The following is a 25,208-nucleotide window of genomic DNA, read 5'->3' as shown; positions in this document are numbered from 1 at the left end:
GTGCGCGGCATGAAACTCCTTCCGTGGCTGGTCGGCTTGGGCGTCATCACGAGTGCGGCGTGGGCGGGTGAGCCGTCGCCGGTCGAGCAGCAGGTGGCCGAGGCGGTGAAGGCGCCGACGGTGACGATCGTGCATCTCTGGGCGCCGTGGTGTCCGAACTGCACGGCCGAGCTGAAGCCGGAAGGCTGGCCGGCGTTTCTGACGGCGAATCCGGACGTGAAGGTGATTTTCGTAACGGTGTGGGCGGGCAAGGAGGAGGACGGCCGCGCGCTGCTGGAGAAGCAGGGCGTCGGCGCGCAGCCAAACTTCCAGCTGTTGATGCACCCGAACACCTCGCGGAAGAAAGCGGACCGGATGACCCACTTCCTCGGCCAGCCCGTGACGTGGTTGCCGACAACCTGGATCTACCGGGGTGGCACGCTGCGCTACGCGCTGAATTACGGTGAAGTACGGTTTGGGGTGCTCAGCCAGCTTGTCCGCGACGCGCAGGACAAGTGGGAGCACTGAGCGAGGCTCGCTGACGGCTCGAACGCCACCAGCTGCGGCGGTGGAGAAGGCCAGGGCTGCGTCAACTCGACGCGAAGTCCTCGAACGTCGCGTTCACGCGCTGGGTGCCGCGCTCGGCCATGGTCAACGATATCAACGTCGCATCGGGGAGGGCCCAGGCTGCGGGTGCTTGGTCGTACCGGCCTGACGGGGGGAGAGGCGGGCGTTTTTTTGCGCGCGCCGCGCGTGCGGACACGAGTCCGAATCGGAGGCTTGTCAGCCGACAGGGAATGTGCGGCACTCAGACTTTCACGCGAAACCCCATGTCCTCGATCAACGCGTTTCTTCTCAAAAACAATCTGCGGATCGCGACGAATCCCTGTGTTAGCCCCGACTTCTGCCTGGACTGGCCCGAGCTTCGCCGCGAACTCACTTCCGGCGCCTCGGTCAAGGCGTACGCGAAGAGCCGCTTTGAAACCAAGGCAGGGTCCTGGACTCTCCTTGAAAACGCGCACGGCGACTGCGCCTGGCGGCTGGAGGGCCCGGGCGCGAGCGCGATGGTCCTCGCCGACGGCGTGGCGCTGCCGGGCGGGGCGTTCGCCTTCCCGGCGACGTTCGCGAACCTGCTCCAGCTCAAGAACCTGATCCAGGAGCACAATCCGCAGAGTACGATTTTCCCGACGGCCGGCGCCAAGCTGGGCCAGAGCACGCTGGGCATCGGCGCGCGTTTCACGACGCTGCACTGGCCCGCGGTGGACTGGGCGATGAGCGCGCTGAACCTGGGCGTCACCGCCAACCAGAACTCGATCCCGCGCGAACTCGTGTACGACGTGGACGTGATGCTGGGCGGCAAGCTGGACACCGTGCCGTTCCCGTTCATTGGCACCAATGTGCCGGAAGGCCACCAGGGCCAGAGCGTCGAAGGCATGAGCCACGGTTGCGTGATGGCGAAGCTGAAGACCGGCTTTCATCACCGCGGCGTCGCCTGGAGCTTCAACGCCGACCACCAGCCGATCGGCGGCAAGTTTGACGTCCGCGAGGACGCGCTGGTGAACGGCTGCGTGCTGGCGAGCTACATCACCTTCGATCTCTCGCCGGAGCTGGCGCAGACAAAGGTCCCGGCGGACGCCGAGGCATGGGTGAAGGCCAACGTGCCGGCGGACCTCGTGGCCAAGGTGAAGGCGCGCGTGAAAGCGGCCGGCCTGACGGTCAACGACGCCGAGGCGGCCAAGCTCCTCGCCTACGTCTGGCCCGCGGTGGAGAAGATGAAGCGGCGCGACGCGAAGTACGCCGCGGCGCGGGCGCGGCTGTTCACGACGCCGGCCGGTCGGACCTACCTGCGCGAGCTTTCGATCGACGAACTGCCCGGCCTGACCACGCCCGAGACAACGGCGATCATGCTGTCGCTCTGCGAAGAGCTGGGGATGCACATCAACTTCGTGGCGCCGGCATTCGGCTTCCAGAAGAACATGCCGTATCCTGACAACAACGCCCTGCGCGCGCTGATCGAGAAGCAGTGGGCGGTGTGCCGGAAGTTCGACGCCAGCATCGGGTTCCACTCGGGCTCCGGCAAATCGGCGGAGAACTACCAGGTGATGGGCCAGGTGACGGGCGGCCGGCTCGAGATCAAGACCAGCGGTCGGTACACGTACGAGATGGGCCGCGCGCTGTTCGCCTCGAAGAACGCGGCGGACCAGGCGCTGTGGCGCGACTGGTACAAGTTCACGCTGGAGCTGGCCCAGGCCGGCGCGTTCAGCACCGACCCGACCGAGCAGAAAATGGCGCGGGTGTTCATCACCGACGCGCTCGGCAAGGCCGGCAAAGGCACGGATGTCTTTGGCAGCCCGACGGTCACGCGCGCGGCGCTCGAGTCGCTGACGCCGAGCCCGGAGCACATGTTCTGGTTCGAATACAACTTCCTCTATGTGCTGGCCGGCGGCGGCCGGGCGGAGAAGGCCGCGCTCGGCGATCACACGCCGGCGGGTTACCAGCAGCGCGCCCGCTTCTACAGCATCAGCGAGGAGGGCCGCCTGAACTTCGCAAAGAACATCGCGCGTTACATCATCTTCCTGGCGCGCAACACCGCGCTGGCGTCGCACGAGACCTGTGCCGCCGCCGAGCGGCTGCTTGAGCGCTACACGTCGCTCAACGAGATGCTGAACGACATCTCCAAGTGATCCCCGCCGCGCCTAATACCTCCAGGCGCGGCACGGTTTTAAGCGGCGCGAGCAACGCCGAAGGTGCTTTGCTCGTCTGGCCGGGTCTCGCGGTCCCGGCCCCGACGGGCGCGAGCCGACCCTGAACCTCTTCCGACCATGGCCAAGACCTCCTTCATCCACGACGATTTCCTCCTGAGCACGAAGCAGGCGCGTGAGCTGTACCACCGGTACGCCGAGAACGAGCCGATCTTCGACTATCACTGCCATCTCTCGCAGCACCTGATCGCCGAGAACCATGAGTTCGCGGACCTCGCCGAGCTCTGGCTGGGCGGCGACCACTACAAGTGGCGGGCGATGCGCACCAACGGCGTCGATGAGCGCTACGCCACGGGCAACGCCTCGCCGCGCGAGAAGTTCCAGGCCTGGGCCGAAACCGTCCCGCACACGCTGCGCAACCCGCTGTACCACTGGACGCATCTCGAGCTGAAGCGGTACTTCGGGATCGACGAGCTCCTCGACGGCAAGTCAGCCGAGCGCATCTGGAAGAAGGCCAACGCCAAGCTGCCGAAGCTGCGCACGCAGGACCTCCTCACGAAGTCCAACGTCGCCGTTGTCTGCACGACGGACGACCCGGCGGACTCGCTCGAGACGCACGCGCAGATCCGAAAGAACCCGGGCAAGATGAAGACGCGCGTTTATCCGGCGTATCGCCCGGACAAGGCGCTGATGGTGGGCAATCCCGCGGTGTTTAACCCCTGGGTGGAGAAGCTCGCCGCCGCCGCGAACACGACGATCAAGTCCTTCGACGACTTGGTGACCGCGCTCAAGAAACGGCACGACGATTTTCACGCGGCGGGCTGCCGGCTCTCGGATCACGGGTTGGAGAACGCGTTGTCCGAGCCCTGCACGCTGGCGCAGGCACGGGCGGTGTTCGACGCGGCGCGCGCGGGCAAGGCGGCCGCGCCGGACGAGGCCGCGCGCTACGGCTCGTTCCTGATGTTCGAGTTCGGCCGCTGGGATGCGGCGCGGGGCTGGACGAAGCAGCTGCACCTCGGCGCGCTGCGCAACAACAACGCCCGGCTGCTGGGCAAGCTCGGGCCCGACACCGGCTTCGACTCGATCGGCGACTTCCCGCAGGCGGTCGCGCTCTCGCGCTACCTCAATACGCTCGATTCCACGAACGAGCTGCCGCGCACGATCATCTACAACCTGAATCCGGCCGACAATTACATGTTCGGCACGATGATCGGCAACTTTCAGGACGGCACGGTGCCCGGCAAGCTGCAGTACGGCAGCGGCTGGTGGTTCCTCGACCAGAAGGAGGCGATGGAGTGGCAAATCAACACGCTCTCCAACCTCGGCCTGCTCTCGCGTTTCGTCGGCATGCTGACGGATTCGCGCAGCTTCGTGAGCTATCCGCGCCACGAGTATTTCCGCCGGGTGCTCTGCAACCTGCTCGGCGCCGACATGGCGCGGGGTGAGATCCCGAACGACCTGAAGCTGGTTGGCGGGATGGTGAAGAACATCTGCTTTGCGAATGCCCGCGAGTACTTCCGCCTCGAACTCGACGCGAAGTACTCGGCCTGATTCACCCCTCCAAAAAACCACTCCATGAGTCCTGACCCGAGTACGAATTCCCCCGGCACCGGCGCCGCGAGCCGGTTCAACCAGATCAATGAAAAGATCGGCCACTACCGGTGGACGATCTGCGCGCTGGTGTTCTTTGCGACCACCATCAACTACCTCGATCGCAATGTGCTCGGGTTGCTGAAGCAGACGCTGTCCGACAGCGGCGTGTTCGGCGAGGACAAGGCCAACCAGGAGGTGATGTACGCCAATGTCGTGACCAGCTTTCAGGTCGCGTACGCGCTCGGCATGCTCGCGGCGGGCCGGTTCATCGACAAGGTCGGGACGAAGCAGGGCTACGCGGCCTCGCTGATCGGCTGGAGCCTCGCGGCGATCGGCCATGCGTTCGGCCACCACACCTGGAGCTTCGGCTTCTGGCGCGCGATGCTCGGCATCACCGAGTCGGGCAATTTCCCGGCGGCGAACAAGACGATGGCCGAATGGTTCCCGAAGAAGGAACGCGCCTATGCCACGGGTCTGTACAACTCGGGTGCGAACGTGGGCGCGATCGTGGCGCCGCTGTGCGTGCCGTGGATTGCCTCTCACTGGGGCTGGGAGTGGGCGTTCATTCTGACCGGTGCGGTGGGCCTGCTCTGGCTGGCTTTCTGGTACACGATGTACGCATCCCCGGCGGACAAGCTGAAGACCGGCCACCTCAAGCAGGCGGAGTACGACTACATTCACAGCGATGCCGATGAACAGAAGGTGGAGGCGGCGCCGGGCGCGCAGGCCAAGATCTCCTGGTTCAAGCTGCTCACCTTCCGCCAGACCTGGGCGTTCTTCTTCGGCAAGTTCCTGACCGATCCGGTCTGGTGGTTCTACCTCTTCTGGCTGCCGGCCTTCCTCGGCGGCGAGAATGCCCGCAAGGTCAAGGAGTACATGGCCGCGCATCCGGATTACACCGGCGCATCGACCGACATCCCCGGCATCATCAGCTGGCCGCTGGCGGTCGCCGTGGTGTACACCGTATCGACCTTCGGCTCGATCCTCGGCGGCTGGCTGCCGAAGTATTTCATCAACCACGGCATGGATGCCAACAAGGCGCGCAAGCTCGCGATGTTCCTCTATGCCCTCCTGCCGCTGACCGTGCTCGCGGCCTCGCGTCTCGGCCAGATCAATACGTGGTATGCCGTCGCGACGATCGCCATCGCGTGCTCCGCGCACCAGGCGTGGTCGGCGAACATCTTCACGACCGTGTCCGACATGTTCCCGAAGAAGGCCGTGGCTTCCGTCACAGGCATCGGCGGCATGGCGGGTGCCGCGGGCGGCATCCTCATCGCCCAGGCCGCGGGTCTGCTGCTGAAACACTTCACCCAGCTCGGCAAGGTCGAGGTCGGCTACGGCATCCTCTTCATCGTGTGCGGCTCGGCCTACATCACCGCCTGGATCCTCATGCACCTCCTGGTGCCGAAGTTCCGGAAGATCGAGGGCCTGTAAGCCAGGGTACCGCGAGCGCGGTCGTCCTTTCGCGCCCGGTGGCAACCGCCACCGGGCGCTTTTTTGCCCTGTCACCGCTCCTCAATCGCCCGCGGCCAAGGGGGGCGCGCTCGGGCGGGGCGCGCTGATGCGGTCGATCGCCGCGACTGATAGGGGAAACTCCGCATGCCTTGCGCGGTAATCAGGCGGCGCGGCGGGCGTCACTCGGGTTATGCCTAACGTGCTTTCTCCCGTGACCAACCCCGCGTCCCTCACCGCGGATCCCCTCTTTGTCGTCACCGTGCCGGCCGGACCGCGGGCCTCGGTCGACTCCGTATTCAGCCAGTTGGCGACGCAGTTGATGCAGCGGGACGGCACCATCGTCGCGCTGTTCATCTATGGCGATGTCGCGGCGCGCGAGCAGACCACGCGCATCATGCGCCGGTACCTGGGCTCGATCGACTGGCCGGTGCTCTGGGTGGAGGGCCGGAGCTGCAACGGCGCGTTGCTCGCCGGCGTGCAGGCGTTCGCGGTGCACGACACCGAGGTCGAGCGCGTGCTGGTCAAGGGGCGGGTGGTCGGGACCATGTACGCCGATCGCGACTGCCGGCACTGCCTCATGGCGGGGCTCGGGCCGGATGATGCGGCGGCGGGCCGTGATCTCCAGGCGCAGCAAACCTTCGAGAACCTGCGCGAGGCCTTCGAGCATTGTGACTTCGAGTTCGCGGACATCGCGCGCACCTGGTTCTACAACGAGAAGTTGCTGGACTGGTACGACACCTTCAACCGGGTGCGCACGGCGTACTATTCGGAGCGGCCGTTCCGCAGTGGCGCCGTGCCGGCGAGCACGGGCGTGGAGGCGCGCAATCCGATGGGCGCGGCCCTGGCGCTCGCGGCCTGGGCGGTCCAGCCCCTCGATGGCAAGGCGCGCGTGACGGACGTGGCGTCGCCGCTGCAATGCACGGCGCTGCAGTACGGCAGCTCGTTCAGCCGCGCGATGGAGATCGCCTCTGGCGGCGTGCGCCGGTTGCTGGTTTCCGGCACCGCGAGCATCGCCCCGGAGGGCCACTCGCTGTGGTTGGGTGATATCGAGCGGCAGGTCGACACCACGATGGAAGTGGTGAAGGCGATCCTGACGAGTCGCCGGATGCAGTGGGCGGACGTGACGCGGGCGACAGCATACTTCAAGTACCCGCTCGATGCTGCGGCGCTGGAGAAGTGGCAGGAACGTCATGATCTCGCGCTGCCGGCGGTGTACGTGCACTGCGACATCTGCCGCGACGACCTGCTCTTCGAGATCGAGCTGGATGCCTGCGCGCCGGCCAGCCGTCAGCCATAGCGGCACGTTTGGAAATTCCGGGGCGTGGGCGACGATCCTGCACCGCCGCCAGGTCGGATGATTTCTTCGGCGCCGTCGTGGCGCGGCCAATGAGCCTAGCTCAAGGCAGGTGGTCCGCGGGCGACCGGCCGTTTGATCGGCCGCGCCGATTGCGGGCAAAAAAAGCGGGGTCCCGCAGGACCCCGCCAAGAGAGAAGCGCGACGCCGGATCAGGGCAGCTCGTAGAGCTCGATCATCGCCTCACCGGTGTCGGTGCCGTCAGCGGCCTTCAGGATGACCGTGTAGCCACCGGCGGGCAGCGTGACCACGAGTCCGGCGTCCTTGCTGCCAGCGTCGAAGGCGAAGGCACTGACGCTGTCGCCCGCGGCGCGGATGGCGGCGCCGTAGTCGAGCTCGGGAATGGTGGGCTGCTGGCTGACCTGCCAGTCGTCATTGGTGACGACGACGTTACCGGCCGCGTCGTACACGGTGATGACCGGATTCTCGATGATGTCCGTGAGGCCGAACTTCTTGAGACCGGGGCCGACGCCGCGGATCAGGACAGTGCGGGAGGTGCTGCCGGCCACGTACATGCCGCCGATGAGATAGGAGCCCGAGGAGATCATGCCCCGGCTGGAGAGATTGGTGAGGCGGGCGCTCGTGTCGCTGAGCTCGTTGACGTCGTAGACCTCGATGAGCGTCTCGCCGCCGGTACCACCCGCTTCACCGTCGACCACCATGTAGGTATAGCTGCCGGGCTCGAGGGTGGTGACGAAGGCCGAGTCGGTGCTACCCGGCAGGAAGCCAAACGCGCCGGTGCGGGTGAAGACCTCGCTGAGCTCGGGAGCCCAGCCGCTGTTCTCCGCGATCACGGTGCTGCCCTTGTAGAGGAGCAGGTGCGGCTGCTTGAGGTACTTCGTGATGCCGAAGACCGTCAGCGTCGGGCCGGCGGCGCGGATCAGGACGGTGCGGGGAGCCGAGCCGCTGATCGTGAGGCCGCCGATGACCGGGTTGGCGGGGGTGACAAAGCCGCGGGTCGAGAGGTTGGCGAGCTGGCCGCGGGTGCCCGTGGTCGGGAAGGAGCTCGCGCGACCGAGCACGCCGGTGCGGCTCGAATCGACGACCGCGCCGGTGTAGCTGTCGACGACCTGGAGGAGGCCCGTGACCGGGTCAAACGACCAGACCAAGTGGGTTTCGTCCCACGTCGACGTCGAGACGACGGGATCGATCGGCAGGGAGATGCCGGCAACGGGGCTGGCGAAGTTCAGGACGCGCGCGCTCTCGTACACGCCGGCCGAGGTGCCGCTGGAGGTCGGCGCAATGCCGCGGGCCCGCAGGTAGAAGGTCGTGGACGCGGGCAGGCTGGCATTTGTGAGCTGCCAGGTGTTCGTCCCGGCGACGCGCGTGCCGGCGCCGAGGATGGACCAGGTCTCGTTGTCGCTCGAGAGCTCGAAGGTGACGCCGGTGAGCTGGCCGGAGGTGCCGGCGCGCTGCCACGAAACCGTGGTGCGATCGCTCAGCACGCCGAGCGTCTGGCGGGCGGCCTCGGTGTTGCCGATTCGAGCGAGCGCATACCGCTGCATCGTGCCGATGGCGGTGAACTTGCCGCCGAGCATCAGGCGGCCGTCGCTCTGGAGCGCCAGGGCGGTGACGGCGCCGTTCACGCCCGGGTTGAAGGTCGCGTCGACGCTGCCATTGGCCTGGAGCCGGGCGAGATTCGCGTAGGCCTGGCCGCCAATGGCGGTGAAATCGCCGGCGACGACGATCTTGCCGTCGGTCTGGAGTGCGAGCGTCCGCACCGAGCCGGTGACATTGGCCGCGGTGAACGTGGCGTCGAGCGAGCCGTCGGCGTTGAGCCGGACGACTCGGGCGGGGATGCCGCTGCCCGCGCCGGCGACGACGATCTTGCCGTCGGGTTGGACGGCAATTGCCATCGCGGGAACGAAGGCCGGGGCGCTGAACCCGGCGTCGCGGGAGCCATCGGCGTTAAGCCGGATGAGCCCGGTGAGACCGCCGGTGCCGACGAGGATCTTGTTGTCGGCCTGCACCGCGAGCGAAACGACGCCGTTGGTGAGGCTGGGATTGAAGGCGGTATCCAGTTCGCTCGCATCATTGAAGCGGGCGAGGCCGTTGCGGGCGGCGCCGGCGATGCGGGTGAACGTGCCGCCCACGAGGAAGCTGCCGTCCGGCCGCGTGACCAAGGCCTGGACGGCGCCGTCGGGGGCGGGCTGGAAGGTGGAGTTGACCGAGCCGTCGCCGTTGAGCTGGGCGAGGTTTGCCGTCGGCAGACCGCCGATGGTGGTGAAGCTGCCGCCAACCAGGACGACGCCCTTCGGGTGGAGGTTGTCGAACGGACCGCCGATGAAGGCGGAATTGTCGCTGCGCACGAAGACGTTCAGGACATTGCCGGCGATGTCGGGATTGTACGTCGAATCGAGCGCGCCGGTCTCCGAGAAGCGCGCCAGGTGGTTGCGGGCGATCTCGGTTTCGCTGCCGTTCTCCGTGACGGTGGTGAAGTAGCCGGCGATCAGGATCGACCGGTCGGATTGGAGGCCGATCGCGGCGACGGTGCCGTTGGTGGCGGGGACAAAGCTGGAGAGCGCGGTGCCGTCGCTGCCCAGACGAGCGAGGCCGAGGTGCTCCTGGCTGCTCACTTTGCTGAACGCGCCGCCGATGAGGATGAACTGGTCCCACGGTTGGACGACGATGGCGTTGACGACGCCATCCGGACTCGGATCGAAGTTCGAATCGAGGGTGCCGTCGGTATTGAAGCGAGCGATGTAGTTGCGCTCGGTGGTGCTGCTGGCCGAGTTCGGCTGCGCAGTGGTGAAGCTGCCGCCGGCGATGATCTTGCCGTCGGTCTGGAGCGCCAGGGAGTTGACCGCGCCGTTGAGCGTCGGGTTGTAGTCCTGCACGGTGCCGGAAGAGGAGACGCGCGCGATGTACGCGCGGGTGGTGGCATCGGTGGCGCTGTTCGGCGTCAGCGAGGTGAATGAGCCGCCGAGGACGACGGCGCCGTCGTTTTGGATGATGACCGCGTTGACGGAGGCGTCAGGGCTCGGATCGAAGCTGTCGGGGGCGCCCGTGGTCGGGTCGAGGCGGGCGACGTACCGGCGGGTGATTTCGCCGACGGTGGTGAACGCGCCGGCGATGATGATCTTGCCGTCGCTCTGGAGCGCCAGGTCGTAAATGCCGCCGTCGACCGCCGGCTTGAAGGTGGTGTCGAGCGAGCCGTCGAGGTTGAAGCGGGCGATGTTGTCCGGCGCGTTGTTGCGCAGGTCGGTGAACGTGCCGGCGACGATGATCTTTCCGCCGGTCTCGATGACGGCGTTGATGCGGCCCTCGAGCTTCACGACGGCGGGGTCGGGATTGAAGCTGGTGCGGAGGTTGCCCGAGCTTTCGAGCCAGGCGAAGCCGCCGAGCTGGGTGGGCGAGATCAGGCCGTTGGCGCGGACGGCCAGGGCGTTGACGGTGCCCGCGGTGTTCGTGCTCAGAGCGGTGTTGAACGTGCTGTCGGCCGAACCTTCGGGATTGAAGCGGGCGATGTTGGTGCTGGTCGCGCCGCCGAGGTCGCTGAACTGGCCGCCGACCATGATCTTCCCGTCGGTCTGGACGACGATCGAGTTGATCGTGCCGGAGACGGAGCCACCGGCGCCGGGATTGAACGGGTCGAGCGTGCCCGTCGAGGTGATCTTCGCGAAGTGATGACGGAGGACGCGGGCGGTGCTGCCGGTGGGCTTGAGGTCCACAAACGTGCCGCCGAGGACGAAGCTGTTGCCCTGGAGGGCGGTGATCGTTTCGACGCGGCCCCCGAGCTGTTCGGTGAGGTCGAGGTTCAGCGTCGTGTCGATGGTGCCGTCGGCGTTGAGCCGGGCGAAGTACTTGCGGAGGGTCCAATCGGTGGCCGCGGTCGGCTTCTTCGGTTCGAGCGTGGTGAACGCGCCACCCATGAGCAGCTTGCCGTCGGGCTGGAGCGCGAGGGCGAAGACCATGCCGTTCGGGTTCGGATCGTAGGTGGAGTCGACAGACCCGTCGGTGTTAAGCCGGGCGAGGTAGTTGCGATAGGTGATCTCAGTCTCGGAGTTCGGGAGGAACGCCTGGAACCGGCCGCCGACGATGGCCTTGCCATCAGACTGGAGCACGACGGCGAAGATATCGCTGCTCGCGTTCGGATTGTACGCCGTGTCGAGGGTGCCGTCGGCATTGAGGCGGGCGATGCGGGAGCGCGTGTAGACCGTGCCGGTGGCGCCGGGCTGCAGCTGGGTGAAGCCGCCAACGATGATGATCTGCTGGTTCGTCTGCAGCGCGATGCCCGTGACCGTCGAGTTGGTGGTCGGGTTGAAGGTGGTGTCGAGTTTCCCGTCGTTGGTAAGCCGGGCGATGTTCGCACGGGCGACCGGGTCCTCGCTGTCGGTGCCGAAGACATCGATCTTGGCAAAGGCGCCGCCGATCAGGATCTTGCCGTCGCTCTGGACGGTGATGGCGGCGACGGAGCCGTCGACCTTGACGTTGAACTCGGAGTCGACCGTGCCGTTGGCATTCAGCCGGGCGAGATTCATGCGATCATCGTCGCCGACCGTGGTGAACGAGCCGCCGATGATCACCTTGTTCTCCTTGCTCCCGTTCTGGTAGGCCATCGTGTAGACGCGGCCGTTGAGCTCGGGGTTGTAGGTGGTGTCGAGCGAACCGTCGGTGTTGAGGCGGGCGATGTAGGCCCGGGGCACGCCGCCGACGCTGGTGAAGGAGCCGCCGATGACGATCTTGCCGTCTTCCTGCACGATGGAGGCGAGCACGCGGCCGCCCTCGTCGAGCTGGAAGGCGGTGTCGAGCGCGCCGTTGGGCAGCACGCGGGCAAGGTGATTGCGCGTGAGCGGAACCGTCAGGCCGGTCGGCTGCGCGCGGGTGAAGTAGCCGCCGATGATGATCTTGCCGTCATCCTGCACCGCGAACGCCGAAACCTCGGAGTTGAGGCCCGGATAGAAGCTTTCGTCGACGACGCCAGCGTCGCTCAGCTTGGCCGCGAACGGCGTGGTCGAGACGGTGTCGCTGGCGCCGATGACCTGGGAGAATCGGCCGCCGACGAGGATGGAGCCGTCGGGGGTGACGGCGATGGTGGTGACCTGGCCGCCGATGGTCGGGTGAAACTCGGAGTCGAGGGAGCCGTCGGCGTTCAGTCGGCCGATCCGGTTGCGGGTCATGGCCGACGTGTCGGTGATCGGCTGCAGCGTGGTGAAGTAACCGCCGAGCAGAATCTTACCGTCGCGCTGGATGGCGATGGTGGTGACGCCGTCGTTGGCCTTCGGGTCGAACTCGGAATCGACGGTGCCGTTGGGATTCAGCCGGGCGACGCGGAGGCGCGTGGTGGCTTCGGGAGCGCTGATCTGCGTGAAGTTGCCGCCGACGATGATCTTGTTGTCCACATGGAGCGCGAGCGCGAGGACGATGCCGTTGATCCCGGGGTTGTAGGTGGCGTCGACCGCGCCGGCGGCGGTGAAGCGGACGATGTTCTTGCGGGCGACCCAGACGCCGTCGGCGCCCTGCGCCGAACCGAAGCTGCCGCCGACGACGATGGCGCCGTCGGTGGCCTGCAGCGCGAGTGCGAAGGCCTGTGGGGTGGGCTTGATCGTGTCGGTCAGGCTCTCGCCGATGCCGGCTTTGAAGGAGGAGTCGACCGTGCCGTTGGCATTGATGCGGGCGACGCGCTTGTGGCTCTCGCCGCCGACGGTCGTGAAATCGCCGACGATGACGATCTGGCCGTCGGACTCGATGGCGACCGCACGGACGGCGCCGTTGACGTCGGGATTGAAATTGGCGTCGAGGGTGCCGTCGGTGTTGAGGCGCGCGAGGTTGTGGCGTGGCCAGGTGACGCCGCCGTTGGGCGTGAAGTTGGCAAATTGACCGGCGACGATGATCTTGCCGTCGCCCTGCCGGGCGAGCGCGTACACGTTACCGTCGACATTGGGATCGAAGCCATCGGCGGCGGTAGGGGTGTAGGTCTGGCCGAAAGCCGCGGCGGTGGCCACGGTCAGGGCAAGGCAAGCCAAGTGCAAATGCCGCAGAAGACCGCGGGGAGACGGAGCGAGGAGCATGGAGGAGAGAACGAAAAACAGAGTGGAAAGGCGCGAGGTTGGGGCGTGGGTCGGATGAAGGCAAGCGGGGTGTCAGCCAGAGGGAAGACAGGGTGTTCCAACCGCGAGCAGATGAGGCGACAAAAAGCCGGCCGAAGGCAGGGCGATCAGCATGGGAATCGATAAGAGCCCGACAAGGCAGGCGGGTTCCGGAAAAAGCGGGTCAAGCCCTGGGGCGACCGGTTCCGCAGCTAGGGAATGGGCACGGGTTTGGGCGGCGGGTTAAGCTGCACGACGAGGTTGGCGACCGTGATCAGCGCGCCGCCGACGAGGAGCGTCCAGGTGACGGTTTCGTTGGCGTAGGCGATCCCGCCCCAGACGGAGAACAGGGCCGGCAGGAACAGGGCCATAAGCGAGCTGAAGATTGGTTCGACGCAGTAGATGAGCCCGGCTTCGGTGGCGGTGATCTTGGGCTGCCAAGTGTTCATCAGCGAAAACGCCGCGATCGTGCACAGGAACGTCAGGGCCAGCGTGAGTCCGACCCAGGTGGGGGAGGAGAACGGGATCACGAGAGCTTGGGCGTGGGGCATGGTGACGAGAGCCAGCGCCGCGAAGATCACCGCCTCGGTGGCGAAGATGACGAAGGTCAGCCGGGCGGGATCGTTGACGGAGTACTTGGGGCGCTCGAGCCAGAGGATCTGGCCCATGAAGAACAGCGAGCAGAGCAGGGTTTCCCACTCGCCGCGGCCGAAGCGCATTTCCTGCCAGTCGAAGCGCCCGAGAATGGCGACGCCGGCCAGGACGAGCACACACGCGATCCAGACACGCGGGCCGGGGTTGCGGCGGCGATGGAAGGCGACCCAGACCGGGATTAGCACGGCGTAGAGCTGGGTCAGGAAGGCGGAGGTGCTGGCGGCGGTAAACTGGAGGGCGTCGTTCTGCAGCAGCATGCCGGCGGCGGCGAAGCAGCCCATGGTGACGCCCTGTTCCCATTCGAGCCGGGAGGTGCGGAGCAGTTTGCGCCCATGCCAGACGGCGAGGACCAAGACGGCGAGGGCGAAGCGCGGCGCGACCGTGTAGATGGCGGAGAACCACGTGCTGGCCTCGGGCAGGAGCTTCGCGTGCAACAGCGTCACCGTCTTGATCACAGGGAAGCTCAGCCCCCACATCAGATTGGCGAGGAGCAGCATCAGGATGGCGACCTGCCGCTGGTTGGCGTGGGGCTGACTCATGCAAAAACGCGAACGCTGCCGGTGCCGGCGGATTGCGCCAAGTGAATTGAGCGCGGGCGCCGGCCCGCGAAATGGGTAGGCCGCAGGGCGAGTCTTTTATTGCAGCTGGCAAGCGACTTCGTGTAACGGACTTGTTTATTGGAATTTAGGAAATCACCGACCCCGTGAAAACCTCGACCCTGGTATTGGGCATCTCGCTCGTGGCGAATGCCGGCATCGTGACCGCCATTGCCTTGCGCCCCTCGCTCGCGCCCGAGTCGGTGCAGGCGGCCATAGGGCTCGCCCCGACGACTCCGGTCGCCAAACCGGCCCCGGCGGCGAAAGCGCCGCGCCCGGCGCCGACGGCCGGGTTATGGGACAAGTTGCGCGCGGCGGACCTGCCCACGCTGATTACCCGCCTGCGCGCCGCGGGGCTGTCGAACGAGGTGATCCGGGCGGTGGTAAGCGCCGAGCTGGACGCGCAGTTTGCGCCGCAGTTTGAAGCATTATCGGCGCGCCTGTGGCCGGCCGAGTACTGGAAAGGCTCCGTCCTGATGGCGGGTTCAGCGTTGCTCGGTGAATTGGAGTCACTCTATCGGGAGCGCGCGGCCCTGCAGCGAAGCCTGTGGAAGGAGCTGCCGCGGGCCAACGACGATGTGAACGCCGCACAGCGGCGACGCTTCGGCAACATGCCGGCGGCCAAGGTCGAGATGGTCGAGCGGATCGAAGACGATTACCGCGACATGGAGCGACAGCTGCGGGCGGCGATGGGGCAGATCACGCTGCCCGAGGACGAGGCGCGACTCGCCCTGCTGGAGCGGGAGCGCAAGGCGGACCTAGCCGCGGTGCTTTCGCCCGAGGAGCTCGCGGACTTTGAGCTGCGGAGCTCCCCAGTGGTGGCGCAGCTGCGCACGACCCTCACGGTCATGGATGCGACCGAGGCGGAACTGCGCACGATCTATGGCGTGCTGGCGCCGATGCAGAGCGTTCTGTATCCCCGGAATGGTGACGCGGAGATCTACCGGCGGCGGCAGGAGGCGCAGACCCAGGCGGGCGAACAGCTGAAGGCGGCGTTGGGGGAGGCGCGCTATGCGGAATACGTCCGTGCCAACGATCGCGAATACCAACAGTTGTACCGGCTGGTGAGCAGCGGCGAGTGCACCCTCAGCGCCGCTAACGAAGCCTTTGCCTTGCGCGACAAGATCACGGCGGAGTCGCAGGCCATCGGGGCCAATACGGAGCTCAATGCGGAGGCCAAGCGCGCGGCGCTCCAAGCGCTGGCCCAGAACGCGCAGCTGCAGTATGCGACATTGCTCGGCGAGAAGGTGAGCGCCCGTTTCGTCAATTCGCTTGGCTGGCTCAATGGCATCAAGGGTGGCGCCGCCGTGACGGTGCGGCCGGAGGGCGGCGTTATCTATCGCTCGATTCAATCCCCCCGTCGCTGAATCCCCATGAAACTCATTTTCCGATTGGTCCTGATGGTGTCGTTGCTGGCCAATGTCGCCCTCCTGGGCGTGTTGGTGGCAGCCAAGCGTGGGCCGGCGGCCGGTCCGGCCTCGCCGGCTGTCGGCGCGCCGGCGGAGCGCCAGGTGGCGCCTTCGCCCGGCGAGCTGTGGACCGCGCTGCAGAGCGACGACCTGCCGGAGTATGCGACCCGGCTGCGCGAGGCGGGCTTTCCTCCGCACGTGGTCCGCGCGCTCGTGCGCCAGAGGATAGAGGCGCAGTTTGCCGAGCGCCGGAAAGCCCTGGACGAGGGAAGCCAAAACGAGGCGTTCTGGAAGGTGGCGTCACTCGATCCCCGCCGGACTGCCGCCCGCCGCGCGCTGGCGCGGGAGGAGGCGGCGGCGTTGCGGGCGGTGTTGGGCGACGAGGCCGCCGATGGCATGCAGGCGACCTATGAGAGTCGCGGCCTGGGCGGGGTGGCGCCGGAAAAGAAGGCGCAGGTCCGGGAGGTGATGCGCGAACTCAATGATCGCCGCAGCGATCTGTTCGCCGCGGGCACGGTCGGACCAGGAGGGCAGCAGGAGTTGCGTGCCCTCGAAAAGGCAGCCCGCGACAAGATTGCCGCCATTCTCAGCCCGGCCGAGATGCAGCAGTACGAGCTGGCGACGAGCCGCACGGCGGAGAGCATGCGCCTTGAGCTGTCGGTCTTCAATGCGACGGAGGCGGAGTTCAAGGCGGTGTACGAAATCCGGCGCGCCTTTGAGGACCGGCTCGAACTCGACCGCGCGGCGTTCACGCCGGAGACCGCGCGCCAGCGCGAGGTCGCCCAGCGCGAGATGAACGAGCAGATCAAGCTGGCGCTCGGGGCGGAGCGCGCGGCGGAGTACGAGCGGGCGACGGACTACAGCTACCGGCAGACCAGCCAGCTGGTGGCGCGGCTCGAGTTGCCGGCCGAAACGGCCGGGCAGTTGTACGCGATCCAGAAGGAATTCCAGCAGCGGCGCCAGGAAGTTGGCAAGGGCGCCACCTCGCGCGAAGAGATGATGGCGCGGATGCAGGCGCTCCAGCAGGAGGCGCTGACGAAGGTTACGCCCCTGCTCGGCGGCGAGCGCGGCGTCACCGCGTACAAGCGCTACGGCGGGCAGTGGATCGAGAACCTCGTGCCGCGGATGTCGCCGGCCCGTCCCGCCGCGACGCACTGAGTCGCGCGCCGCGTCCGGACACAAAAAAGCCGCCGCGGAAACCGCGGCGGCTGGAAAGAGGAGCGAAACGCTTATTCGAGGTTGTTCGAGACCAGCTTGGTCATCTCGAACATCGAGACCTTCGACTTGCCACCGAAGACGGCCTTCAGCTTGTCGTCGGCGTTGATCTGCGTCTTCACCTTCTTGTCCTGCAGACCGTTCTTCTTGATGTACGCCCAGAGCTTCTTGGTCAGCTCGGTGCGCGGGAGCGGATTCGAACCAACGACAGCGGCGAGCTTCTCGTTAGGCTGAACCGGTTTCATGAACGCGGCGTTCGGTTTGCGGGCAGATTTCTTAGCCATAATGGTTGTTTTGTTTGGAGTGTTTTCCCTCTAAAACATCGCACTTCTAGAGGGAAGGAGTGCGGTTTGCATAGGAAAATCTGCAGGTATCCCGAGGGGGAATGCCTCACGTTCCGAGGTGATTTTGGGCTTGAATCCGAGGGCGGATCGCCCGGGAAGCCGCGCCCGCGCCGTCGGAAAGCGGTGACGCGCGGGCCCGTCACGCGCGTTCGTCGACCTGCACGAACTGCCGGTGCAGGGCCGCGTACGTGCCGCCCGCGGCGACGAGCGCCGCGTGTGTACCGCGTTCGATGATACGCCCGCGGTCGAGCACCAGCACGAGGTCGGCGTGCCGGATCGTGCTGAGCCGGTGCGCCACGACCAAGCTGGTGCGGCCGCGCAGCAGCCGGGTCAGCGCGTGCTGCAGCCGGGACTCGGTGAGCGCATCGATCGCGCTGGTCGCCTCGTCGAGAATCACCAGCCGCGGGTCGGCGAGCAGGGCGCGGGCGAAGCACACCAGCTGCCGCTGGCCGACCGAAAGACCGGCGCCGCGCTCTCCCACCTCGGTGTCGAGCCCGCGGGGCAGGCTCTCGAGGAGGTCGAGGCAGTCGAGTTCGGCCGCGGCCGCCCGCACCTCGGCGTCCGTCGCCTCCGGCCGGGCGAGCCGGATGTTGTCCGCCACGGTGCCGCTGAAGAGAAAGTTCTGCTGCGGCACGAGCCCCATCTGCCGGTGCAGCGAGTGGCTCGTGAGGGTGCGGATCTCCCGGCCGTCGAGCCGGATCTCGCCCGCGGTGGGGAGATAGAACTTGGCCACGAGATTGATGATGGAGCTCTTGCCGCTGCCGGTGTGGCCCACGAGCGCGATGGTCTGGCCGGGCTCCGCGGTGAAGCTGACGTCGTGCAGGACGGGCCGCGCGGGATCGTAGCCGAATGTCACCTGGCGGAACTCCACGCGCAGTCCCGTGCTGCCGCCGGCCGACCGCGGGTCGGGCAATGCCGTGGCGGCGGGATCGTCCTGCCAGTCCGGCGGCGCATCGATCAGGCGGAACACGCGCTCAGCGCCGGCCATCGCCACGAGCGCCTGGTTGTACTGGTTCCCGATCACCGCGATCGGCGAGAAGAAGAAATTGGAGAGGAAAAAAAACTGGATCAGCGCGTCGAGCGGCATGGCACCGTCGAGCACGCGCCAGCCGCCGAAGAGCAGGAGGACGGCAACGAAGAACTGGCTGTTCAGCTCCAGCAGCGGCGTGAGGATCGCGGACGTGCGGGCGAGCGCGACATTGAAGCGCGCGTGGTCCGCCAGCAGTCCGCGGAACAGGCCCGCGTTGGTCTCCTGCCGCACGAAGCCCTGCGTGACGCGGATGCCGTTGACCGATTCGGCCAGCGTCGCGGTCACGCGGCTGAAACTCTCCTGCGAGGCGCGGGTGAGGTGGCTCAGGCGGACGCGGAAGCGGCGGTTCACGCTCCACAGGACCGGCGCGAGTCCGAGCACGACGAGGAACAGTACCCAGTCGCACTGCAGCATGACGATCGCGGTGAACAGCATCTGGCCGAGTTGGATCGCGCTGACGAAGAGCACGTCCTGGATGCCGACCCGCAGCGCCTCCACGTCGCTGGTGACGCGGCTGATGATCCGGCCGAGCTTCACGCGCTGGAAGAAGCTCATCGGCTGCCGGATGGTCTGGCGAAAGATATCCGCCCGCAGCCCGTTGACCACGGTCTCGCCGATCTCGAGCGCGTAGCGTTGCCGCCAGTGGAACATCACGTCGGTCACGAGCGCCAGGACGCCGTAACCCAGGACCACCCAGGGCAGCCTCCCGAGGTCGCGATGGGCAATCGGGCCGGAGATGATCGTGGCCGACGCCCACACGAGCGCGGGCAGTTGCGCGGATCGCAGCAGGGTGAGGACGAAGAGGGCGGTGCGCTTGCGCCGCACCGGCGCGGTGTAGCCGAAGAGCCGCCGGATGAGCCCCCACTCGAGCGGGCGAAACTGCTCCTCGTCGTCGTCCTCGTCGCGCACGCGGCGCACGAGGCCGACGTCCCGGATTTCGGGCACGCGCGGGGTGGAGCGTTCGGGCGGCGTGGTCATGGCGGATCAGTTCGGGCGCTGCAGTTCGCGGCTGTCGACGAGCTGCAGGTTGGCCACGTGGAGGTACGGGCCCGGTTCGCGCATGAGCTGCTCGTGCGTGCCGCGCTGCACGATCCGGCCGTCCGCGAGGACGATGATGAAGTCGGCCCGCCGCAGCGTGCTCAGGCGGTGCGCGACGATGAACGTGGTGCGGCCGGCGATGGCGCGGTCGAGCGCCTCGAAGATCTCGTGCTCGGTCGCGCTGTCGATCGCCGCGGTGGGATCGTCGAGCAGCAGGATGGCGGGTTCGAGCAGGACGGCGCGGGCGATGGCGAGTCGCTGCCGCTGGCCCCCGGATAGGCTGTTGCCGCTCTCGCCGAGGATGGTGTCGTAGCCCTGCGGCAGGCGCTGGATGAACTCGTGGGCGGCGGCAATCCGGGCCGCGCGTTCGATCTGTTCGCGCGTGGCCTCCGGGTGGCCGAAGGCGATGTTGGCGGCGATCGTGTTCGAGAACAGGAAGCTCTCCTGGAAGACGAGCCCGATGTTGCGGCGCAGGTCGTCGAGGTGCAGCTGGCGCGCGTCGACGCCGTCGAGGAGGATCCGGCCCGCCGTCGGGTCGTAGAACCGCGGGATCAGACTCATCAGGACGCTCTTGCCGGCGCCGGTGGCGCCGAGGATCGCGACGCACTGGCCGGGCCGGACGTCGAGGTCGATGTCGCGCACGACGGCCTCGGCGCCGTCGTAGGCGAAGGAGACGTTCTCGAAGCGGACCGCGCCCTCCAGCCGGGGCCGGCGGACGGGGGCCGGGGCGTTGCGCACCTCGATCGGCGCGTCGAGGATCTCGAACACGCGGCGGGCGCCGATGAGCGACTGCTGCACGCTGTTCACAATCGCGGCGACGTTGTTCACCTGCCCGGAGAACTGCTCCAGGAGGCCGGCGAACACGACGAGACCGGTGCCGAGCGGCAGCTGGTCGTGGGCGACGAGCCAGCCGCCGTAGCCCAGCAGCACCATCATGTTGATGCGGGTGAGAAAGCCGACGGCCGGGGAGAACAGGCTCATGCGCCAGAAGATCGCGTGCTGCTGTTCCAGGCAGGCGCGGTTCGCCTGGTCGAACACCTCGCGCCGCTCGGCCTCGCGGCCGAACGCCTTCGTGACGCCCACGCCCTGGATGCTCTCGGAAAGCACCTGCACCATGCGTTCCACGAGTGTGCGGTTGTGCGCCATCTGGGGCTGCACCTGGCGCGAGAACCAGGCCGACATCAGCCAGAGCAGCGGGGTGGTGGCGAGGCAGGCGATCGTGAGGCCGGGGCTGAGGCCGATCATGTAGATGACGTAGACCGTCAGCGACACGCCCATGATCACGCTTTGGATCAGCACCTGGTCGACGAACATCCGGACGGCCTGCACGTCGCTCGTGATCCGCGTGATGATCGAGCCGGTGGTGTTGGCGTCGAAGAACCGGAAGCTCAGGCGCTGGAGCTTGTCGTATACCTCGGCGCGCAGGTCGACGACGAGCTTCTGCTGCACCAGCCGGTTGACCGACACCGCATAAACGTAGTTCAGCACCGCGCGGCAGAGCGCCAGCGCCAGGATCAGGCCCGCCAGCAGCAGGAGCACTCGAAACGCCGGCCAGTCCTCGGGCAGTGACAAGTGCAGCCGGTTCGGCCCGAGCGGCACGTCCTGCACCTTGTGGCGGATGTAGTCGATGCCGAGGCCGGTGAAACTCAGGCCGACGATGCCGAGGGTGAGCAGCACAAGCTGAATCACCAGCACCTGCACGCAGTGTCCGCGATAACGCCAGGCGAGCCCGAACAGGCGGCGCACCAGCGCCCAGTTCGAAGGCGGCGCGATGGTCGTGGTGGAACGGGCGGGCATGGGAACGCGTAACGTAACCGCGTTTTTCGCGGGCGCACGAAAAACCTCGGGCGGGGCGTGCCTCGGGCGCTGACGAGCAACGACCTCAGTCCCGCGGGCAGGTGAACGCCCCGGGTCCGCCCGTGTCGGGCGGGCCAGCGCGGTCAGCGGTTGCGACCGCGCTGCCGCAGGTCCTGCAGGTCCTGCCGGGTGGGGGCCGCCGGCATCGCGCCCGGCTGCATCTGCCCCTGCGTCTGCGCAGCCTGCTCGCGCAAGGCGCGACGGCGGGCCACCTCGGCGGCGACGGCTTCGAGGCGCTTGGACTCCGACTCCGCCGTCGGATTCAGCCGCACGGTGCTGATCACCTGCGGAAGCACGTTAGGCGCGCCGGTCGGCGGCGGCGGAATGGCCGTCACCGCCGCGCCGGAAGAGGAAACCTTGGTCACCTTCAAGGGCAGCGTTAACGTCTGTCCGGCATGCTCGACCGTGATGGTCTCGCGATCCTTGTCGTCCCCCTTGACGGTGACATCGAGGCTGGCATCGCGTTCGCCGACCTTCAGCCAGGCGCCCACGGTGCGCGAGGGCTGGATGGTCTTGATGATGCGGTACTGGCGCACGTTGCCGATGGTCGTGACGCCGCGGAACTCGACCGGCGTGTTGGCGGCGGGGGCGTTTGCCGCCGAGGCCGAGGGCAGAAACGGGGATACCTTGATCAACTCCGCCTGCGCAGCCGCGATTGCTCCAGTGCAGGTGAGGAGCAGGGTCAACCGGCGGAGGAACGGGGTCGAAATCGGCATGGCGAGACGGTGACTAATAGGTTGGGCGCCCGGCGCGTCAAGTGACGGGCGGCAGGCGGAACGACGCAGGATGGACCCCGGCCGTTACAGCAACGTTCCGTGCAGCACGGCGTACGCGGTGGTGAAGTAGATCACGAGGCCGGTCACGTCGACGAGCGTGGCGACAAACGGCGCGCTCGAAGTGGCCGGATCCAGCCCGAGTCGCTTCAGGCCCAGCGGCAGCATCGAGCCGATGAGCGAGCCCCAGAGCACGATGCCCACGAGCGTCAGCCCCACGGTGGAGGCGACGAGCAGCCAGTGCGGGCCGTAAATGTTCGTGAACTGGGACCACACGGCGATGCGCAGAAAGCCGATCGCCCCGAGGATGAGACCCAGCATCGTGCCGGCGGCGAGTTCGCGCCGCATGACCCGCCACCAGTCGCGCAGCTTGAATTCCCCGAGTGCGAGGGCGCGGATGACCAGGGTCGCCGCCTGCGAGCCGGCGTTGCCGCCGGAGCTGATGATCAAGGGTACGAAAAGGGCCAGCACGACAGCCCGCGCGATCTCGTCCTCGAAGTAACTCATCGCGGTCGCAGTGAGCATCTCGCCGAGAAACAGCACCACCAGCCAGCTTGCGCGTTTCCGCACCATCCGGGAGAGCGCGATCGTCGTGTAGGGTTCCTCGAGGGCTTCGGTGCCGCCGAGCTTCTGGATGTCCTCGGTCGCCTCCGCCTCCGCCACGTCGAGCATGTCGTCGACCGTGATGATGCCAATCGGTTTGCGGGTGCCGTCGACCACGGGCAGCGCGACGCGGTCGTACTTCTTGAACAGCATCAGGGCCGTCTCCCGGTCGGCCGTCGGCTCCAGCGTCGTGTAGTTGCCGTCGAGGAGCGTGCTCACCTGGGCATCCAGCGGCGCAAGGAGGAGCCGCCGCACTCGCAGGTCGTCGACCAAGTGGCCCTCGGCGTCCACGACGAAGATGATGTTGAGCGTCTCGCGGTCGTAGCCGTGTTCGCGCACGTAATCGAGCGACTGGCGGACCGTCCATTCCGGTCGCGCGGTCACGAAATCCAGCGTCATCATCCGGCCCACGCTGTGCTCCGGGTAGGCGAGGAGGGCCTTCGCAACCTTGCGCTCGTCGGGATCGAGCATCCCGAGCATCTGCATGGCGAGCTCGAGCGGCAGCTCGTCGAGGAAGGCGGTGCGGTCGTCGGGTGACAGCGCGTTGAGCAGCGCGGCGGCCTGCTCCTGGCTGAGGAGGCGGAGGAGCTTGCGCTGGTCGGCCACGGCCAGGTGGGCGAAGGTGGTGGCGGCGAGTTCCTGGGAGCCGGCCCGGAACAGCGTGGCGAGTTGGCTGAGCGTGAGCTCGGCGAGGATCGGCGCGAGGTCCTTGGCGAGCCAGTGCGCCGTGTACTTCTTGAGGCCGACCAGATCGTTGCGATCAATCAGCGCGCCGATTTCGGCGCGCACGTGGGCGTGGTTGGGCATGGGGAACAGGGGCGGGAAGCGGTGACTCACCGGCGCGCGGTGGGGCGGGCGGAGATCGTGGCCAGCAGCAGGGTGAAGAAGCAGAGCACCAGGTTCTGCAGCGGGAGCTGCAGCGGCGTCGGCAGCGCGTAGATGATGCAGACCGCGGGGACCCAGACGCCCAGGTTCGAGAGGAGGACCGGGAGGACGCGGCGGCGGTACCACTGGCCCTGCCGCATGTCGGCGAGCAGCACCGTGCCCCGGAAGCGGGTCTCGATCCACTCGTACACCACGACGGTGACCGGCACGGCGAAGACTGGGCAGTACACGAACTGGTCGAGCGCCATCTTCGTGACCACGGTGCCGACCTCGTTGCCGCTGCCGACGACGAACGCCAGGAACCGGTACCAGAGGTCGACCTCGAGGCCCTTGTAGGCCCAGAATGCGATGAGGGTGGCGCCGCCGGCCAGGGTGAAACGATCGCGCGTGGCGCGCCGGCACCGCAGGTAGAGGAAAGGGATCACGCCGCCGCAGAGTCCGGTCGACACGATGCCGAACATCACGCCAGCGCGCTCATGCAGATGCGCGAGGGCGTTGATCGCGCGTTGCGAGGGGGCGTGCTGGTAGTACGCCACCACGATCAGCAGCGCGAGCAGCTGCAACACGAGGCCGGGCGCAAGATTGGCGCGGGCGCCACGCAGGCCCGCGCGCCAGGGCGCTTCGGCAGGGTTGAAGGACGTCGGCATGAAATCGCCGAGCTTCGCCGGAGGTGGGCACCCGCGCCAGCGGAAATCGGCCGTGGCGGGCGGTCCCCGGTGGTGACCGCTGTTGGGCGCTCAGGCGTAGAGCGCACGCAACCCGGCGCGGAAGGCGTCGGGCAGCACGTTGTAATGGTCGCGGCCGGCAAAGCGGGCCGAGATCACCACGAGCTCCGGCAGCGGCGTGGCGGCAAGCTGGCGCTCCAGCAACGCGAGATCGGTCGCCATCGACTCGGTGTCCTCGGCGCCGGCTGAGAGATGCAGCCGGGCCCGCAGGGGCGAGCCGGCGCGCTGTCGTGCCGCCACGCTCCCCAACACGGCGCGTTCGTCCCACCACAGCGAAGGGGCGCTCGCGAGCACGCGGTCGAAGAACGGTCGCGGCCGGAACAACGCGTGGACTGCAACGAGCGATCCCAGCGAATGCCCCGCGATGCCGGCATGGCCGGGCGCGATGGCGTAGCGCCGGGTGAGCTCGGGCCACAGCGTATCGGCGAGAAACGCGAGGAAGGCGTCGGCCCCGCCGCTCTCCGGCTCGGTCGCCAGACGGGTGGGCGTGTAGTCCCGCACGCGGCGGTTGCCCGGACGCGTGTAGCTCGCGCCGTAACCCACGCCCGCGAGGAGCAGGGGCGGAAAATCACCCGCGGTGCGGCCCGCCCGATAGGCCTCGACGGCGGCAGGAAACTGATCGTCGCCGTCCATGAACAGGACCGCGGGAACGGCACCGACCGATGGGTCGGGCGCGTGCACGTGGATCGGGTAGGTCGTGCCGGTTTGTGGCGAGGGCAGGGAGAAGGCCGGGGCGGGCATGCGGCTCACCATGGCATGGTTTTTCGGTTTCGAAATTCAGGAATGCCGGTTCATCGGGAGTACCCGTCTGGCGACGGCATGATTAGGGGACGACAATTCAGAGGTGGAGGGGACAGTCGGTGGAGAGGCAAATGGAGCAATCAGATGGATGAGTTTACCCCGTGGTCGGTCGCACCGAGCTTCGGGGAGGTGCCGCCGCTGGGAAGCGCAGCCGCGGCGGGGACCC

General features: G+C 67.3%; 16 protein-coding genes. 7 read left to right on the top strand and 9 right to left on the bottom strand.

Going from position 1 to position 25,208, the window contains the following annotated elements; all coding sequences use genetic code 11:
- The first annotated feature begins 9 nt into the window (after nt 1-9).
- The 5 genes from DB354_RS00530 to DB354_RS00510 all read left to right on the top strand — a co-directional run bounded on the left by DB354_RS00530 (nt 10) and on the right by DB354_RS00510 (nt 7,026).
- Complete coding sequence (locus DB354_RS00530; RefSeq protein ID WP_107833479.1) at nt 10-507, top strand: hypothetical protein; 498 nt, start codon at nt 10-12, stop codon at nt 505-507.
- Nucleotides 508-809: 302 nt separating this feature from the next.
- Nucleotides 810-2,663, top strand: a complete 1,854-nt coding sequence (locus DB354_RS00525) for a tagaturonate epimerase family protein (protein ID WP_107833478.1) — start codon at nt 810-812, stop codon at nt 2,661-2,663.
- 138 nt (nt 2,664-2,801) lie between these two features.
- A complete protein-coding gene (uxaC, locus tag DB354_RS00520; RefSeq protein ID WP_107833477.1) occupies nt 2,802-4,232 on the top strand; it encodes a glucuronate isomerase in 1,431 nt (476 codons plus the stop codon).
- Nucleotides 4,233-4,256: 24 nt separating this feature from the next.
- Entirely contained in the window at nt 4,257-5,708 is a 1,452-nt protein-coding gene (locus DB354_RS00515; RefSeq protein ID WP_107833476.1) for an MFS transporter, read from the top strand.
- 232 nt (nt 5,709-5,940) lie between these two features.
- On the top strand, nt 5,941-7,026 hold the full coding sequence (locus DB354_RS00510; RefSeq protein ID WP_107833475.1) for a hypothetical protein: 1,086 nt from the start codon (nt 5,941-5,943) through the stop codon (nt 7,024-7,026).
- A 209-nt stretch (nt 7,027-7,235) separates the two neighbouring features.
- Here the strand turns inward: DB354_RS00510 and DB354_RS00505 are convergent, their stop codons facing one another.
- Together DB354_RS00505 and DB354_RS00500 are read right to left on the bottom strand one after the other, a co-directional pair.
- Nucleotides 7,236-13,028 (bottom strand): hypothetical protein, encoded by a 5,793-nt coding sequence (locus tag DB354_RS00505; RefSeq protein ID WP_158277299.1) that lies wholly within the window; start codon nt 13,026-13,028, stop codon nt 7,236-7,238.
- Between the two features lie 296 nt (nt 13,029-13,324).
- Nucleotides 13,325-14,305, bottom strand: coding sequence for a DMT family transporter (locus DB354_RS00500; protein ID WP_107833473.1), 981 nt, complete (start codon nt 14,303-14,305; stop codon nt 13,325-13,327).
- A gap of 164 nt (nt 14,306-14,469) precedes the next feature.
- Here DB354_RS00500 and DB354_RS00495 point away from each other — a divergent pair, with 164 nt between their 5' ends.
- Both DB354_RS00495 and DB354_RS00490 read left to right on the top strand, forming a co-directional pair.
- A complete protein-coding gene (locus DB354_RS00495) occupies nt 14,470-15,729 on the top strand; it encodes a hypothetical protein (protein WP_107833472.1) in 1,260 nt (419 codons plus the stop codon).
- A gap of 6 nt (nt 15,730-15,735) precedes the next feature.
- Nucleotides 15,736-16,929 (top strand): hypothetical protein, encoded by a 1,194-nt coding sequence (locus DB354_RS00490; protein WP_107833471.1) that lies wholly within the window; start codon nt 15,736-15,738, stop codon nt 16,927-16,929.
- A 71-nt stretch (nt 16,930-17,000) separates the two neighbouring features.
- Here the strand turns inward: DB354_RS00490 and DB354_RS00485 are convergent, their stop codons facing one another.
- The 7 genes from DB354_RS00485 to DB354_RS00455 form a co-directional block, all read right to left on the bottom strand.
- On the bottom strand, nt 17,001-17,270 hold the full coding sequence (locus DB354_RS00485; protein ID WP_107833470.1) for an SWIB/MDM2 domain-containing protein: 270 nt from the start codon (nt 17,268-17,270) through the stop codon (nt 17,001-17,003).
- 199 nt (nt 17,271-17,469) lie between these two features.
- Entirely contained in the window at nt 17,470-19,338 is a 1,869-nt protein-coding gene (locus tag DB354_RS00480; RefSeq protein WP_107833469.1) for an ABC transporter ATP-binding protein, read from the bottom strand.
- A gap of 6 nt (nt 19,339-19,344) precedes the next feature.
- Nucleotides 19,345-21,195 carry an ABC transporter ATP-binding protein gene (locus tag DB354_RS00475; RefSeq protein ID WP_107833468.1) on the bottom strand — a complete coding sequence of 617 codons (1,851 nt, stop codon included), beginning with the start codon at nt 21,193-21,195 and terminating at the stop codon, nt 19,345-19,347.
- Between the two features lie 143 nt (nt 21,196-21,338).
- Complete coding sequence (locus DB354_RS00470) at nt 21,339-21,971, bottom strand: hypothetical protein (RefSeq protein WP_107833467.1); 633 nt, start codon at nt 21,969-21,971, stop codon at nt 21,339-21,341.
- A gap of 84 nt (nt 21,972-22,055) precedes the next feature.
- On the bottom strand, nt 22,056-23,438 hold the full coding sequence (gene mgtE / locus DB354_RS00465) for a magnesium transporter (RefSeq protein ID WP_107833466.1): 1,383 nt from the start codon (nt 23,436-23,438) through the stop codon (nt 22,056-22,058).
- A gap of 26 nt (nt 23,439-23,464) precedes the next feature.
- Complete coding sequence (locus tag DB354_RS00460) at nt 23,465-24,163, bottom strand: hypothetical protein (RefSeq protein ID WP_107833465.1); 699 nt, start codon at nt 24,161-24,163, stop codon at nt 23,465-23,467.
- 90 nt (nt 24,164-24,253) lie between these two features.
- On the bottom strand, nt 24,254-24,982 hold the full coding sequence (locus DB354_RS00455; RefSeq protein WP_233256509.1) for an alpha/beta hydrolase-fold protein: 729 nt from the start codon (nt 24,980-24,982) through the stop codon (nt 24,254-24,256).
- Nucleotides 24,983-25,208: the final 226 nt, after the last annotated feature.

This window comes from Opitutus sp. ER46, assembly GCF_003054705.1.
Classification (GTDB): Bacteria; Verrucomicrobiota; Verrucomicrobiia; order Opitutales; family Opitutaceae; genus ER46.
The sequence above is the reverse complement of the archived record's forward strand: the minus strand, read 5'-3'. Positions and strand labels throughout refer to the sequence as shown.